7 protein-coding genes are annotated in these 14,934 nt (G+C 74.9%); 1 reads left to right on the forward strand and 6 read right to left on the reverse strand.

Annotation, left to right across the window (positions count from 1 at the left end):
- Positions 1–190 precede the first annotated feature (190 nt).
- Positions 191–1,015, forward strand: coding sequence for an IS5 family transposase (locus tag EDD93_RS38460; RefSeq protein ID WP_123523990.1), 825 nt, complete (start codon positions 191–193; stop codon positions 1,013–1,015).
- Between the two features lie 36 nt (positions 1,016–1,051).
- On the opposite strand, the gene EDD93_RS38465 is transcribed toward EDD93_RS38460, so the two are convergent.
- The 6 genes from EDD93_RS38465 to EDD93_RS38490 form a co-directional block, all read right to left on the reverse strand.
- Complete coding sequence (locus EDD93_RS38465) at positions 1,052–2,896, reverse strand: hypothetical protein (protein WP_123531425.1); 1,845 nt, start codon at positions 2,894–2,896, stop codon at positions 1,052–1,054.
- Entirely contained in the window at positions 2,893–6,699 is a 3,807-nt protein-coding gene (locus EDD93_RS38470; protein ID WP_123531427.1) for a DUF5682 family protein, read from the reverse strand. The genes EDD93_RS38465 and EDD93_RS38470 overlap by 4 nt, the downstream gene beginning before the upstream one ends.
- Before the next feature lie 3 nt (positions 6,700–6,702).
- Positions 6,703–7,965, reverse strand: a complete 1,263-nt coding sequence (locus EDD93_RS38475; protein WP_123531429.1) for an AAA family ATPase — start codon at positions 7,963–7,965, stop codon at positions 6,703–6,705.
- Positions 7,962–13,163 (reverse strand): hypothetical protein, encoded by a 5,202-nt coding sequence (locus EDD93_RS38480; RefSeq protein ID WP_123531431.1) that lies wholly within the window; start codon positions 13,161–13,163, stop codon positions 7,962–7,964. Before EDD93_RS38480 ends, EDD93_RS38475 begins: the two co-directional genes overlap by 4 nt.
- On the reverse strand, positions 13,160–14,020 hold the full coding sequence (locus EDD93_RS38485) for a DUF4132 domain-containing protein (RefSeq protein WP_123531433.1): 861 nt from the start codon (positions 14,018–14,020) through the stop codon (positions 13,160–13,162). The genes EDD93_RS38480 and EDD93_RS38485 overlap by 4 nt, the downstream gene beginning before the upstream one ends.
- Positions 14,021–14,217: 197 nt before the next feature.
- Positions 14,218–14,901, reverse strand: coding sequence for a DUF6308 family protein (locus EDD93_RS38490; protein ID WP_123531435.1), 684 nt, complete (start codon positions 14,899–14,901; stop codon positions 14,218–14,220).
- Between the last annotated feature and the right edge of the window lie 33 nt (positions 14,902–14,934).

Genomic DNA, 14,934 nt, shown 5'->3' on the forward strand with positions numbered 1-14,934 from the left:
GCGGTGATTCGCCGGGGAAGTGGCTTATACGGCAATCCGTGGACCAGTAATGCACCGGGTTTCTGATGAGAGATCCCGTCTCATTCAGAAGCAACCTGGTTCATGCGGGTCTGCGCACTCGCGCCCTGGTGCCCCGGATGCCTCGCCGCACGCCCTGCCCAGGTCGGCTGCCGCCGCGTACCCAGGCATCATGCAGCCCTCACAGTCCTACCCCAGCGACCTGTCCGACGCCCGCTGGGAACTCATCCGCCCCACGCTGGAAGCCTGGCGCCAGGCCCGCGCCGGCATCCGCAAGCCCACCCACGACCTACGCACCCTGATGAACGCCATCCTCTACGTCGACCGCACCGGCATTCCCTGGCGCTACCTCCCCCACGACTTCCCACCCCACCAGACCGTCTACGGCTACTTCGCCCGCTGGGAAGCCGACGGCATCTTCGACCAGCTCACCAACATCCTCCGCGGCAAGGTCCGCAAGGCCGAAGGCCGCGCGAGCCAGCCCAGCGCCTGCCTGATCGACAGCCAGAGCATCAAGACTTCCGCCACCGTCCCCCTGACCAGCCAAGGTATCGACCCGGCCAAGAAGATCATCGGACGCAAACGGCACATCGTCACCGACACCCTCGGCCTCCTCCTGGCCGTCGCCGTCACCGCCGCGAGCGTCCACGACTCCGCGGCCGGCACCCAGCTCATGACCAAGGTCGCCGCACTCCACCCAACGATCAGCAAAGCCTGGGCCGACAACGGCTACAAGACCAAAGCCGTCGAACACGCCGCCCACCTCGGCATCGACCTCGAGATCGTCCAACGCGACCCCACCACCAGAGGCTTCCACGTCCAGCCACGCCGATGGGTCATCGAACGCACCCTCGGCTGGCTCATGCACCACCGCCGCCTCGCCCGCGACTACGAAACCCACCCCCACCGATCAGCAGCCATGATCCAGCTGGCCGCCATCAACCTCATGACCCGCCGCCTCACCCACGAGACCACCCTCAACTGGCGCGACACCTAGACCAAATGAAACAGACATCGGAGAACGAAACGCTCACTAAGGGCTGTCCCGTATCGGATTCCAGGCGGCCGCACACAGCGACTCGGCCACGGCGGCCGTGTAACGGGCCGCGGTGAGCCAGTGCAGGGCGAAGCCGTCGGTGTCGGCGGGGAGGAGGCGGCCGAAGTGGTCGCGGTCGCGCTGGGCCGCCGAGGCGCACAGCGCGGCCAGGAGTCCGGCGGCCGTGGGCAGGCCCGCGCGGCTGATGCGGCGGGTCTCGGCCGTGACGTCGCCGAGCATGCCGAGGGCGGCGCGGCCCGCCGGGACCGTCTGTTCGACCCGGCGCTCCAGGAGGTACAGGGGCGAGTGCGCGCCGGGCTCTCCGGGCGGTGACGGTGGAGGCGCGGGGTGTCCGGGGGCGGCCGGGCCCGGGAGGTCGGCGCGGCGCAGGCGGTCGAGGCCGAGGTCGATCGTGCCTTCGCCGGTGGGGTGGGCGCAGGCGAGGAGGGTGAGCCGGGGGTGCGGGGCGGGCACGAGGCGGCCGATGATCCTCAGCCGTGCCCCCGGCGCTGTGGCCAGCAGCATCAGGTTGTCGCGATGGGCCAGGGCGGGGTCGTCGTCGGCGACGGTGAGCCGGACGGGAATGTTGCCCTCGCACAGCGCGAGCAGGCAGGCGCCGCCCGGCTCCCGCACGGCGCCGAGGAGTTCGACGTCCAGGAAGATCAGGTCGCTGCCGCCGCCGTCCGGGTCGGCGTAGCGGGAGGTGGACCGCAGGGCGCGGGCGGCCTGTTCGGACGGCGGTGTCTCCCACAGAGCCGCGAGCGGCGGCTCCGTCCACGCCGCGCCCCGGGCGGTGACTGCCTTGACGCCCTTCCCGGCCCCCAGCCTGCCGTCCGGGGAGACCGTCGCCCCCGAGACCGCCAGGCCGGCCCGGCCCAGCTCGCGGTGGGTGAGCGCGCTGTCCCCCAGGCGCACGGCCCGGTCCGCCACGCCCAGCGCACGCGCCGCGCCGCCGGGCGCCACGTCGCCGACGGTGCAGAGGCGGCCGTCGGATCCGGCGACCCAGGTGCGGACGCCGCCGTGCCCCGAGTCGGTGACCACCGGTTCGGTGAACAGGCCGTACAGGCGCAGCGAGCCATCCGGAGTGTACGGGCGGCGCGCGCGGCCTCTGGCTGCGGCGAGCTCCGCCCCGGACGCGATCCCGAGCCGGTGCGCGGTGCCCAGGAGTTCGGCCAGGGCCGTGACGAGGCCGGCGGTGCGGTAGGACGGATCTCCGGCGCGGGCCGCCCGCAGCAGGGTGACGACGGACAGCGCGGCGCCCGCGGCGCGCGGCAGTTGACGGAGCCGGGCGGTGTGGGCGGCCCGGAGGAGGGCCGCCTGGGTGACGGCGCCCGCCCCGTCGACGCCGGCCTCCAGCACGGCGGCGCCCGCCGCCCACAGTGCGTCGGCCGCGACACGCTGGGCCGGGCTCGCCACCTCGGGCGAAGAGGCGGATTCGGGGGTGGAGTTGGAGGTGGGAACGGAAGCGGGATCGGGAGCGGGGGCTGAGCCCGTTGTGGCGGCGGGGTCGGGGCCCGCATGGGTGGCCCGGTCGTCCGGCTCCGGCGCGGGGTCCGCCGTGGGGGCGGCACAGGCGGCGGCCGCGCGGTGGACGCACGCCGGGGCGAGGAGGCAGGCGCAGTTGATGGCATCGGCCGACGCCACCACACCGCCAGGTGCGTGGAGGCGCAGCTCCGTCTCGTCGTCGACGGCGATCACCACCGTGTCCCCGTCGCGGTGCGTCGGGCGGGCGCCGAGCTTGGCGACCGCCGCGTCCAGCCGCTTGCGCAGCCGGGGCGAGAGGTTCTCCACCAGTGTCGCCGTGACCTCCGGCGCGACGGGTGGCAGTTGGGCGGCGGTCATGCGGTCTTCTCCCCTATCCAGCGGGCCAGTTCGAGTGGGCTGAGGGCGGCCACGGGCATGCCTGCGGCCACGACCTGTCCGGCGACGCCCGTCGAGTAGCGCGGCCGGCCGGCGTCGTCGAGACTCGCGCACCCGAGGACGTGGCAGCCGGTGTTCACCAGGGCCCGTACCTCGGCCAGCAGTCCGCCGAGCGGCGCGCCCTCCTCGAAGTCGCTGATGACGACGACGAGGGTGCGGCTGGGCACCGCGATCAGGCTGCGGGCGTGCCGCAGTCCGGCGGCGATGTGCGTGCCCCCGCCCACACTCACCTCCAGCAGGAGCGAGAGAGGATCGTGCACGTGACCGGTGAGGTCGACGACCTCCGTGGAGAAGGCGAGGAAGTGGGTGCTCAGCGTCGGCACCCCGGCGAGCACCGAGGCGGTCAGCGCCGACCAGATCGTGGACGCCTCCATGGATCCGGAGACATCGGTGACCAGGATCAGGCGCCAGTCGGCCGACCGGCGGACGCGACTGCGGAACACCGGGTGCTCCGGGATCACCTGGACCGTGCCGTCGGCGGTCCGGCGGGCGGTGGCCAGGTTGGCGCGCAGTGTGCGCGGCAGGTCCAGCCGGCCGCCGGGGCGGCGGGTGGGCCGGGCCGCCATCGTGCCGGTGAGCGCGGGCCGCAGCCGGGTGGTGAGCTGCCGGGTCAGTTCTTCGACCAGGCGGCTGACCAGGGGCCGGAGGGCCGCGAGACGCGCTTCGGGGAGGCCGCCCGCGTACCGCAGGATCGTCCGGAGCAGTTCCACGGAAGGGGTGGCGGCAGCCGGGTCGAGCTCTGCGAGGACGTCCCGGCGGCCTGTCGCGGCTGCGGCGGCGAGTACCTCCTCGCGGATGCCGCCGCCGAACAGCGCGGCCAGTTCCTCGGACCACTCGCGGACGCCGGGGAACGACGGCTCCCGGCCGCCACGCCTGCCGGGTCCGGGCAGGTTGCCGCGGGACCCCTCGCCGTGTCCCGCACCGTAGAGCTCGTCCAGAGCGGTTGCCAGACGGGCGGAGCCTGCAGGCAGTTGTTCGGGACGCCGGCCGAGCACGAGCCTCCACCGGTCCGCTGGTGCGAGGGTGCGCGCGGGAGCGGGCTCGGTGGCGGGTTCGGGGGGCCGCGCGGCCGGCTCCGTGGTGGGCGCGACAGCGGGGCCCGGTGCCGCGCGGTGGCCGGACAGCGGTGCGAACCGGTCGTCGTGCACCGGGGGCGGGACGGGCAGGCCCAGGCCGGTCAGGAGCTCGCGGGCCGCGAGGTCGGCGGCCGTTCGGCGGGCCAGCTCGGCCGGATCGTCCCCGTCGAGGCTGTCCACCCGTTCGCCCAGCCGCTCCTCGATGGTGTCCAGCAGCCGGTCCCGGGCTGCCGGGCTCAGGGTGTCGAAGCCACCGCGCAGGGCAGGCAGCCGGGCCAGGAACGCGGTGTCGTCCAGCTCGACGACCCGGTGCAGCAAGGGGTCCAGGGTGCCGACGCCGACGGCCAGGAGCGGGCCCGCCACCGTCAGGACGCCGGTGAGGCGGGCGGTGAGCGCGGCCCGGGACGCGGTGTCGACGGCCCCGTCCACCCATGAGGCGACGCGGCCTCCGAAGGCCTCGGCCTCTTCGTGGCCCGTGAGCACCCTGACCGCACCGGCGGCCGCGGCGATCAACGGCGTCCCTTCGGCGGTCAGCCGGGCGAGGGCGCCGGTGAGCCGGATGCCGCCCACCCGGTCGGCCCGCTGCGAGAGTTCGAGCAGCGCACGGGCGTCCTCGGGCTCCTCGGAGCCGGTCAGACCGTCGACCTGGCGAACCGCGGCCGAGGTGAGGAGTTCGGCCACGTGCGCGGTGCGGGCGGCACGGGCGGAGCCAGTACCTGCAGCTGTGGCCGTGTCTGTGTCCGGGGTGTCCGAAGCCGCGGTAGAGGTCGGGGCCGGGCGGTCGTCGGGGGTGGCCGGGCCCGGCAGGTGGCCGGCGTCGATGCGGTCCAGCAGGTCGAGCCCGCCCAGGAGTTCGGGAAGGGTGCCGCTCGCGGGGAGTACGGCGGCCAGCTCCGTCAGTCGTTCGTCGACCAGAGCGGGCAGCCCGCACCCGGCGGCCTCCGTGAGACCACGGACGACCTGGGCGGGTGTCGGGCCGCCCTCCGCGCGCTCCGCCGCGTGCCGCTGCCGCAGCACGCCCTCGGCCGCCTGGACCGGGGTGACCCCGCGGGCCCCGGCCGCGGTGAGCATCGCGGCCGTCGCCGGGGTCCACCGCACCTGCCAGCGCGTCGTGAGCCCTTCCGTGCCCGCCGCACCGGTCACCCCCTGCTCCTGCGCGTAAGGGATGCCGCACACCGTCAGCCTGCGCAGCAGCAGTTCGCGGCGCCGGTCCAGGATGGAGCGGGCCGGGTCGAGCCGGAGGTCGCGCGGTGTCTTCTCGTGCGCGTGCTGCGGGCCGGGGAGGGTGAGCGCCTCGGTCTCGGCCTCGACTGCGGGGCCCAGTCCGCCGCGTGGAGCGGCGGGCGCGGGCCGTCCGGTGCGGGCTCCGACGAGTACGCGCTCCAGGGCGCCGGCGACGGCGCGGCCGGTGCCGTAGGTCTCGCCCCGCCCCAGCACCGTCTGCACGGCTTCCAGGAGTTCGCCCCGGCCGGGTGCGGGCAGGTCTCGCAGCCGGGCCAGGTCCCCGGCCACCCGGACGATCTCCCGGCCGTCCGCCGGGCCGTAGGGGTGGCCCTGTTCGCGCAGGGCGGCGCAGACGCGGACCGCGGTGCGGATCAGCGCCTCGTGCAGTGCGGCCGGGTCCCCGGCGGCGTCCAGGACGGTGTGCTGCCACTCCGGGTCCCGGATGCCGGCCGGGTAGCCGGACCGTGAGTCGAGCAGCGGGTAGGTGTACGGGACCAGGGAGACCGTGCACGCCGCCGCCCCGGGGGCGACGTCCGCACCCGGCTCGGGCGCGGCGGGGGATGCCTCCCCCGCCGGGCCCTCTGCGGATCCGGCGGGGGTCAGGAGCGCCGGGGTGTGGAACGCTCCCACCACCACGGCCGGCCGCCGCCCGCTCGCCAGCGCCTCGGCGACGTGTCCACGCATCCACGCCTCACGCGCCAGGTCCGTGCCGTGCACCCCGTCCCGCGCCTCGGCCTCGTGGCGCAGCGCCCAGCCCGTGAGCAGGGCGGCACGACGGAGCGCCTCGGGCGACGACCCGGGCGCGAGCGCCTCCACCAGCCGGTCCCACAGGTCGTCGCCGTCCCGGCCGGTGAGCCGGGACCTGAGCGCGTCCGACAGCCCGAGCCCCTCCCCCGGCACGGGCGTGGAGTCGGCGCCCGGGACGGGGGCAGCAGTGTCCGGGCCGCCCCCGGCCCACGCACGGTCGGCCAGCGGAAGGTCACAGGCCACCGCCGGGACCCCGTTTCTCGCCGCCCAGCGCAGAGCGGCCAGTTCGGGCGAGAAGTCCGCGAACGGGTAGAAAGCAGGCCCCCGTTCGCCGGCCGGACCGGACCCCGAGCCCTCGGCGAGTACGGCGGCCAGCGCCACCGGGGCCTCGGTCTCCTCATGGGCGAGCCAGCCCAGCCAGGGCTGGAACTCGGCGGGCAGTTCGACGAGGAGGACGTCCGGGGCCGCCGCGTCCAGCAGCGCCGGAAGGGCGGCGGCCAGCGAGGGCGCGTGATGGCGCACCCCGATCAGGAACGGCAGCCCCGGTCCGGTCGCCGCGAGGGCTGCCACCGCGGCCTCCGGGGTGGCGGGCCCGGCCGCCCGGCCGGTGGACGGCTCCTGCGGGGTGGACGGTTGCTGGGCCGTGGCCCGCGTCCCGGAGGTGATCGGCTCGCTCATCCGTCAGTTCTCCAGCACCGCGCGCAGGTCCCACAGGGCACGCCAGGTGGCCGCCCCCTGCTCCGCGCGCCTGCGCACCGGGCCGTCCCAATACCCCAGCAGCCGTGCCGCGTCGGCGGGGTCGTCCTTGCGGACGACCCCGAGCAGATGGCCGGGCAGGAGGGAGAGCACGTCCCGGTCGCCGGGGAAGTAGGCGGCGGCCAGGCCCAGGGAGCCCGCGACGGAGACCGCCTCCGCCGTGCTCATCACCGTGGACGGGCGCTCGACCTCCCAGCCCTCCACGGAGCGGCCCTCGCGCAGGTCCCGGAAGGCGGTGACAAGGGCTTCGAGGACGGCGTCGTCCACCTGGTAGGCGGCGCCCACCCGTTCGACGGCCGCCCGCGACTGGCGCCGGACGAGCGCGGTCTCGGCGTCCACGTCGCCGATGGGGCCCACGGTCTCGAAGTTGAAGCGCCTCTTCAGCGCGGCGGACATCTCCGAGACCCCCTTGTCCCGCAGGTTGGCGGTGGCGATGAGGGTGAACCCGGGGGCCGCGTGTATCTGGGAGCCCTCGCCGCCCGCGAGTTCGGGGACCGCGATGCGTCGCTCGGAGAGCAGCGACACAAGGGCGTCCTGGACCTCCGGCAGACAGCGGGTGACCTCCTCGACGCGGGCGACGGCACCCCGCGTCATGGCGGCGAGTACCGGGGAGGGCACCAGGGCCTGCTCGGTGGGGCCCTGGGCGAGCAGCAACGCGTAGTTCCAGCCGTACTTGAGCTGGTCCTCTGTGGTGCCCGCGGTGCCCTGCACGGTGAGCGCGCTGGTGCCGCACACGGCCGCCGAGAGCAGCTCGGAGAGCATGGACTTGGCGGTGCCGGGTTCGCCCACCAGGAGGAGGCCGCGCTCTCCGGCAAGGGTGACCACGCATCGTTCGACCAGGGCTCGCTCGCCCACGAACTTCTGCTCGATCACCATGCGCAGTGGCACCCCCGCTCCGGGCCGGGCACCCTTCGGCAGGCTCAGTGCCTCGCCCGCGCTGCCCGTCACGAAGGTGACGACGGCACGCGGGGTGAGGAGCCAGCCGGGTGGGCGGGGCCCGGAGTCGTGGGCGGCGAGGAAGGCCAGCTCGGCGGCGTACCGGTCCTCGGGCAGCGTGACCTGACGGTGTTCCCGGCCGGGCGTCTTCGCTCGGTCCGGGACGCCGCCCGTGACGGCGTTGTCCGCGGTGGTGTTGTCCACGGCGGCGTTGTCCGTGGTCGTGCTCGTGGTCGTGGTGTCGTTCGTCATCGGCGGCGGCCCTTCCGGGTTGCGCGGGTTTCCAGTTCTTCGAAGGCGGGGGCCTCGCCGTCGCGCACCCGCGCCCAGGCGGCAGCGAACAGTGCGGGCACGGGGATGTGCGGCAGGGTCCGGGCGGATCCGGTCACGGGGTACAGGCTTTCCTTCCAGGTCTCCAGCGGCAGTCCGGGTGCGCCTCGTTCGAGCCAGCCGCAGGGGAGGAACAGGGTGCGGCCCGCGCGGGCGCGCTTCGCCTCCACGACGAGGCCGGTGGCGGCGAGTTCCGTCCGGGCCTTCTTGACCCGGGCCGGCTTCCACTCCGTCCAGCGCACGCAGTTGCGGTCGGTCGGGTCGGGCAGGGCGAGCAGCATCAGGTAGAGCGCGGCGGCGTCCGGGCTCAGGCCGAGGGCCTCGGCGGCCTCGGCCACCAGCTCCGGCACCGCACGCGTCGGATCCTGGGCCGGGCGGGGCGGGGAGCCGTCGGGGGCACCCGCCGAGGCCAGCGCTGCGGTCTGCTCGCCCAGCACGTCGCGCAGGGCGCGCAGATCGCGGGTGCTGTAACCGCCGACGGTGCCCTCGACCAGGCCGAACGCCGGGTCGTCGGGGCCCATCAGACCGGCGGGACGGATCAGCACCTTCTCGCTGTTGCCGTGGCCGGGGGCGAGGAGCAGCGCCGTGCCGGCCCGGACCAGGCCGTCGGCGTCGGCGCCGCCGGACTCGGGGAGGCCGTGGGCGGCGCGGATCACGGGGCCGATCGAGCCTCCCGACTCGGCCCAGTCCAGACCGAGGTCCAGCACCAGGTCCGGGTCGGCGAGGCGGTCGCGCAGGGCCGCGAGCCCCACGGGCAGGTGTGCCCGCAGAGGGTGCCCGTGCGGCAGGGCGTAGGCGAGGGTGCGCAGGGCGGTGAGGGCCGAGGAGACCGCTCCGCGTCCGCCCACCCGGTGCGGGCCCGAACGGCCGGTTCCGTCCTCGGCGTCGGTGCCGTGGGTGAGCCAGGTCCGGGTGGGCGCGTTGAGGATCAGGTCGACGGCGTCCGGGGTGGCGCCCGACAGGTCCAGGTCCAGTTCCTCGGGGACGCGGACGAGGGAGGCCAGGCGCTCCTGCCAGACCTCGGCGGCGGCCCGGACGCCGGGGCCCGTGGACCACAGCTCGGCCGGGTCTGCGGGCAGCAACGCCCGGAGCAGGGCGTGCCGGTCGTCGCCGGGCAGGGCGCCCAGCCGGGCCTGGGCCACTTCGAAGGCGCGGGTCTTCACCCCGAGCAGCGCGAGCGCCCCGGCGCCCGGCTCCTCGATGGCCGCCGACAGCAGGGCGACGGACTGGAGGCGGCCGATTCCGGTGGCCGCGTGGAATGCCTCGGCGGCCTCCGGACGCCAGGGCGCCGGGCCGTTCTCCCGGACCAGGGAGGTGAGCCGGGTGAGCCGGTCGCCGGCGATGCCGTGCCGGTGTACGTGCTCGTGGTCCAGGGTGAAGCCGGGGACGGGGCCGAAGGCGCCGGTCGGGTCGTGGTCCAGGGCGAGCCAGCGTGCCGCGTCGCTGCGGGAGTGCCGGCCGCGGTTGGCGATGACCACGACGGTGCGGGTGCCCTTGCGCAGCACCTGGCCGAGGCGGTGCACTGCCTCGGGGCGTCCCGGCCCGGTCGCCCCTCCTCGGAACGGCTCGACGAGCTCCACCTGCCGGACCGTGCCCGCCGGGTCGGCCAACGGGCCTGCGGCCAGGGCGTCGAGGAACACGAGGAGCGCGGTGCGGTGTTCGGGTGAGGTGGTCTCCGAGGCGGCCCGGTAGGCCAGTTCGGGCAGGTTGTCCAGGAGCGAGGTCCAGGTCAGGGAGCCGTCGGGCACGGTGTACTCGTCCCGCTGCCAGCCGTCCACGGGGGTGAACGGGACCTTGGACGATATCGGCGGGCCGAACGCCGGCTCGCCGCCGAGGACGTGGTTGACGGCGAGGATCTGCCGGATCACGGTCCACCGGCTCCCGGCCCCCCACCAGCCTCCGCGCATCCGCTCGGAGTGCCAGGCGGAGGCGGTCTGGAGGGTCGTGTCGTCGCCGTGCTCGGGCGCGTGGTCGAAGAACATGCCCTGGGTGCGTGCGGTGTTCCGGGGCGTGTCCGGCTGTGCGGGCTTGGGCGGTTCCAGGTACCGGGCGACTGCGGCGGCGCGGTCCACCGCGTTCCGGACGAGTGCGGTGACGCCTGCGCGGAGCCGCGCGTCGGACACCTCGGGCAGCACCCGGGCGACAGCCTCCCGGCTCAGCTCCTGCGACGTGGGGCCGGTGTACTCCTTGGCGGCCCGGAACGCCTCCAGGTGCCGGGCGACCGCGGTGGCGACGACCTCGAACAGCTCCTGTGTCCGGGAGCCCGTCAGGTTCCGCAGGGCGGCGGAACCCCGCTCGTCCCTCGGGCGCAGGGCGTGCCAGTAGGCGACGGGAGGCACGTAGGGGGTGCCCGCCGCGTCGTTCCCGCCGGAGGAGTCGGTGGTGACGGACCACAGGCTGCCACCGGTGCCGTCCGGATCCGCCGGGTACGCCTCGACGGAGCGGTGGTTGAGCACGGCGACCGGCCGTGAGCCGCCGGGCAGGGCGAGGGTCCCTAGCGGCACCGGGGAGCGGCCGCCGGGCATCGGGTCCGGCAGGCTGACCGTGCGGCCGTCGGGGGTGCCCGCGGTGATCCGGTGCCCGTCGGCGGGGGCGGCCGTGCCGGGCTCGGTGACCGTGCGGCGGACCCAGCGGCCGAGGACCGTGCCGTCCGTGCCGAACGGGGTGGTCTCCAGACCGGGCTGGACGGGCAGCACCTGGCAGTGCTCGGCGAGCAGCCGGGTGCCGTCCCGCACTCCGGAACGCAGGAAGGCGGGCAGGGAGGAGCGGCCGTGGGCGCCGCTGACCGGGTCGTATTCCAGCCACACCTGCTGCGTGCCCTGATGGCCTTCCCGCCAGTGACCGGTGCCGTCGGAGATGACCGCGCGCTGGGGCGGCAGGGAGGTGTCGCCCGCGTGCAGAGCCTTGCCGCCGGTGGCGCGGCCGCCGCCGGGCAGCGGCAGGCACACGTCGTCCGAGGCGCCGGAGCCGCCCCAGCGGGGGATCTGCTCGCCGCCCAGGGCGAAGACCTCGGCGGGACGGTGCGACCAGTAGCCGTGCGGCTTGCCGTCCTCCCACCAGATGACCAGCAACTCGCCGTCGACGTAACGGAAGGCGAGTGTCCGCCAGTGGTCGACGTTGGCGGGCAGCCGCAGGGTGTGCCGCAGCAGGACGCCCTCCGGGCCAACGACGACGGCCCGTTCGAGGGTGTGCAGGATCAGCGCCGGCCAGGCACCGGTGACCCCGACGTTCAGCGACCGGTGGTGCCGCTGACGTACGACGGCGACGGCTTCGGCATCCAGTTCGGCGTACGCCTCGTCGAGCGCGGGCCAGCCGAGTTCGTCGAGGACGCCGGTACGCAGGGTGGCAGCGAGCAGCGGCACGACGTCGTGGCCCTTGAGGAGCCGCACGGCTTCCGGGGCGACGTCCGCGACCACGGTGCGGAAGGCCGAGAGACTGTCGAGAGCGGTGTGCAGCCCGGGGAGCCCCCGCGCGGCCGTGTACTCCTCGGCGCAGGTGTTCAGCCACTCCCGCACGATTCCGGAGAGCGCCGGGTGCGCCGCCAGCTTCGCCATGACGGTGTCGTCCAGCCGCTGGCCGTGTCCGTTGCCGAGGGCGCCGACGTTCCGGCGCAGGAGGGCGCGGAAGAACGGCTGTTCGGCCACGGCGGTGAGATCCCGGGCGCCGGGCGCGGTGTCGGTGAGCCACTGCTCGAACGAGACGCCGGGGGGCTGTGCGTAACCCGTGACCTGGTCGTCCGGCTCGGTCACGAGGACGCCGGAGGCCAGGCAGAGGTCGAGGAGGTCCAGGTCGGCGGTGCGCCGCCAGCGGCCCTGGAACAGCTCGACGGGGCGTCCGTCGGCGCGCAGCCGGTCCGCCATCCGGGCGGCCAGGCCGAGGGTCTGCGGACTGCGGCCCGTGGTGGCCCGGTTGCGCCTTCGGTGTGCCTCCCAGCGGGCCAGCCAGTCCGCCGGAGAGACGGCGGCGGGGGCGGCGGGAGAGACGGAATCGGAGGGTGCGGGGCCGGACGTGCCGGGAAGGGCCGTCAGCAGGCCCTCGGCGCCGGACTCGGCCAGCAACGCGAGCCAGCCGCTGTCGCCTTCCGTGTCCTGGCCGCTCTCGCTGAAGGTCTCCGGGAAGAAGCCGAGGAGCCGGACCCGCACGGCCTCGTCCCGTCGGGCGAGGTCCACGAGCGCGGGGCGGTAGGTCGCCCAGAACGAGGCGGGGGCGCGGACGACTCCCGGCGAGCCGATCAGATCGGCCACCAGGTCGAGCTCGGCGGCCTCGCGGTCCAGCCCGGCGACCTTGACCAGCGTGCGCACGTCCTGCGGCAGCGCCGCGTAAGGCGGCATGCCGGCCGCGCAGCGCTCGACCAGCAGACGACGGAACTGCGCCCAGGCGTCCGCCGGCGCGAGCCGGGCCGCCAGGTCCCGCACGTACTGCCGCAACGCCTTGACGGTCAGCGCCCCGGCGAAGGCGAACTCCAGGAAGACGGCCCGCTGCCGGTCCTCGTCCACGACGAGTCCGTGCACCCGCTCGGCCTCGCGCGCCTTGCCGAAGAAGGAGGCGGCGTAGGTGGTGTTCTCGGCCTGGAGGAAGAGGCGGGCGACCTGCTCGTAGTAGGTGGGCAGGAAGTGGGGTACGGCCCGGCCGAGCCGGCTGCCGAGTGCGTCGAAGCCGTCCTTGGCCGCTCCGGCTCGGGTCCTGGCCTGCCGGCCCAGCCGTTCGATGTCCTTGACGAGGGCCAGGGCGTGGTGCCCGTTGGCCGGGTCGTTGACCAGCGCCCACGCCGGGAAGCCCAGCGTCTCGCGGCGCACCTGCCCCACGACCGGGGCCTCGGCGGTCCGGGCCAGCCCGAGGAACTCCAGGGCCAGGTCCTCGGCCTCGCCGAGAGTGCCGGGCACGAGCCGGACCACGGGCCGGTCGCCGAGGGCGGTGTGCGTGTAGGTGCGGGCGGTCAGCGCGTCGGCGTCGTCCCGGTCGGTGGCGCCGGCCCGAAGGATCGCGCCCGCCTCCAGCAGGGCCGCCGTGCGGGCCTCGTCGGCGGGGGCGGCGTTGCTCCCGCTGCGGGCCTGGGCGGGGATGAACGCCGCGCCCGTCGCCGTCGTGTTCGCGTCTGTATTCGTCGTCGTGGTGCTCATGCCGCCCGCTCCTCGTCCGCCACGTCCCGGCCGGCGTAGAGCGCCGCCGCCATGCGCATGCCCTCGGACCATGCGACGGGGCCGACCTCGGCGGCCGTCAGCGTGCGCCCCGCAGGGTCGGTCCAGCCCAGGGGGCCCGTCTCGGTGCCGTACTCGTCGTATCCGTCGTGCTCGCCGATCCAGATGCGCGCCTCGACGCTCGCCCCGTCCTCGACGACCGGGCAGACCGCGTACCCACCGCGCGACCGGTACCCGAGCTGGGTGACGCGGCCGTGCAGGAAGCGCAGTTCCTTGAACGCGCCACCGGCGTAGGTATCCACGGACGTGGTGTCCGGGGCGAGGCCGGGCGGACGGCGCCACACCTCGCGGAACAGCTGGTCCACGCTCTGCCGTACGCCCAGTTCGACCGCGAACTCCCGCAGCTCGTCGAGGTCGTCGAGAAGGACGGGGTGGGGCACGCTGACGACGTCCGGGGTGATGCGGACCGTGTCACCGTCCAGGTCGACGAGTCCGAGACCGCGCTGGGGGTCGACATCGCGCAGGAACCCGGCGACCCCGCCGTCGGCACCGGTGACCACCACGTCCCGCAGGGCCGTCTGCCACGCCGGGTCGGGCCAGACCTGGGCGAGCACGGCGGTGGGGACCGGCAGCGAACGCACCATCCACTGCTCGACGTCGGCCAGGCACTGGTGCTCGTGCTGCTCCAGCCACTCGGTCAACTGCCGGAGTCCGACGACCGCCGGGTCGTCCTTCACCTTGGCCGGAACGGACTTCAGCCGGCGGCCCTTCCCGTTGCGGCAGACCACCTTGCCCGCCTCCAGAGCGACTTCGTAGTCGCCCGCCGGAACCCACCCCATGCGCTGTTCTCCCCTTGTTCCGGACGGCCGCCGACCGGGCGGCACGCTGATGAAACACGTCAGCGGCAACGCACCGTGACGAGTGGGAGAGACTCTAGGCGCCACCTGTGACAATCAGCCCGGCTGCCTCCGCTTCGCGGTCCGGGGGCGCTCCCCGGCCCACGGCCTGCCACACATTTCCGCCGTCCGCCCTGGGCTCAGCCCGTCGACATGCGCTCCCGCTCGCCCTGGTGCATCCATGCGATGGCGTCGAACACCCGCAGGACTCCGATGTCCTCGCCGATACCGGCCTCGTCACGAAGACGGATCAACCGCTCGCGGAAGGCGCCGTCGTCCGCCCGCAGCGCGGCGGCCAGCGCGGCCCAGAACGAGTGGTCCGTCTTCGGGCGCTCGAACAGCTGCTTGACGCGGCTGTCGTAGACGGGGACGAGGCGGGGGCGCTTGCGGGCCAGCAGTTTGCCCGCGACAACCGGGCCGCTCCCGGCGGGCTTGCCGGGATACCGCTGCTTGTCGGCCAGGCGGGTCCACAACTCCCGGACGGGCCCGCTCTCCTCCATGAGCGCGTCGCTCTGCGGGTCCTCCAGGCGCGCGTCACACGGGATGAGCGACAGCAGGCGCCCCCAGTGCTCCCCCGGGTCGGTCAGCAGGTCCACCGCCCCGTGCGGCTTCAGGGAGACGCCGAGGGTGGTGACGGCCACCAGGTCGTTGCCGTCGAAGCGGTTCATGACGTGCTCGGCGTCCCCGCCCCCGCCCAGGCGCTCGAAGTGCGCGCCGGAGTAGAACAGTTCACCCGTCGGGAGGGACCGGGTGAAGTACTCGACCAGCAGGCGGACGGCGTTCTCGTCGTCCCAGTAGATCTCCGGAACCTTCAGTCCGATCATCGGCAGACCCCCGACTCCCCTTTGCACAGCGCC

It is taken from the genome of Streptomyces sp. 840.1, from assembly GCF_003751445.1.
In the GTDB taxonomy this organism is placed as follows: domain Bacteria; phylum Actinomycetota; class Actinomycetes; order Streptomycetales; family Streptomycetaceae; genus Streptomyces.

Excerpts from the sequence above, each read along its gene's own strand:
- EDD93_RS38470 (WP_123531427.1), bottom strand. The coding sequence starts at position 6,699 with ATGAGCGAGCCGATCACCTCCGGGACGCGGGCCACGGCCCAGCAACCG.
- EDD93_RS38460 (WP_123523990.1), top strand. The coding sequence starts at position 191 with ATGCAGCCCTCACAGTCCTACCCCAGCGACCTGTCCGACGCCCGCTGG.
- EDD93_RS38480 (WP_123531431.1), bottom strand. The coding sequence starts at position 13,163 with ATGAGCACCACGACGACGAATACAGACGCGAACACGACGGCGACGGGC.
- EDD93_RS38485 (WP_123531433.1), bottom strand. The coding sequence starts at position 14,020 with ATGGGGTGGGTTCCGGCGGGCGACTACGAAGTCGCTCTGGAGGCGGGC.
- EDD93_RS38475 (WP_123531429.1), bottom strand. The coding sequence starts at position 7,965 with ATGACGAACGACACCACGACCACGAGCACGACCACGGACAACGCCGCC.
- EDD93_RS38490 (WP_123531435.1), bottom strand. The coding sequence starts at position 14,901 with ATGATCGGACTGAAGGTTCCGGAGATCTACTGGGACGACGAGAACGCC.
- EDD93_RS38465 (WP_123531425.1), bottom strand. The coding sequence starts at position 2,896 with ATGACCGCCGCCCAACTGCCACCCGTCGCGCCGGAGGTCACGGCGACA.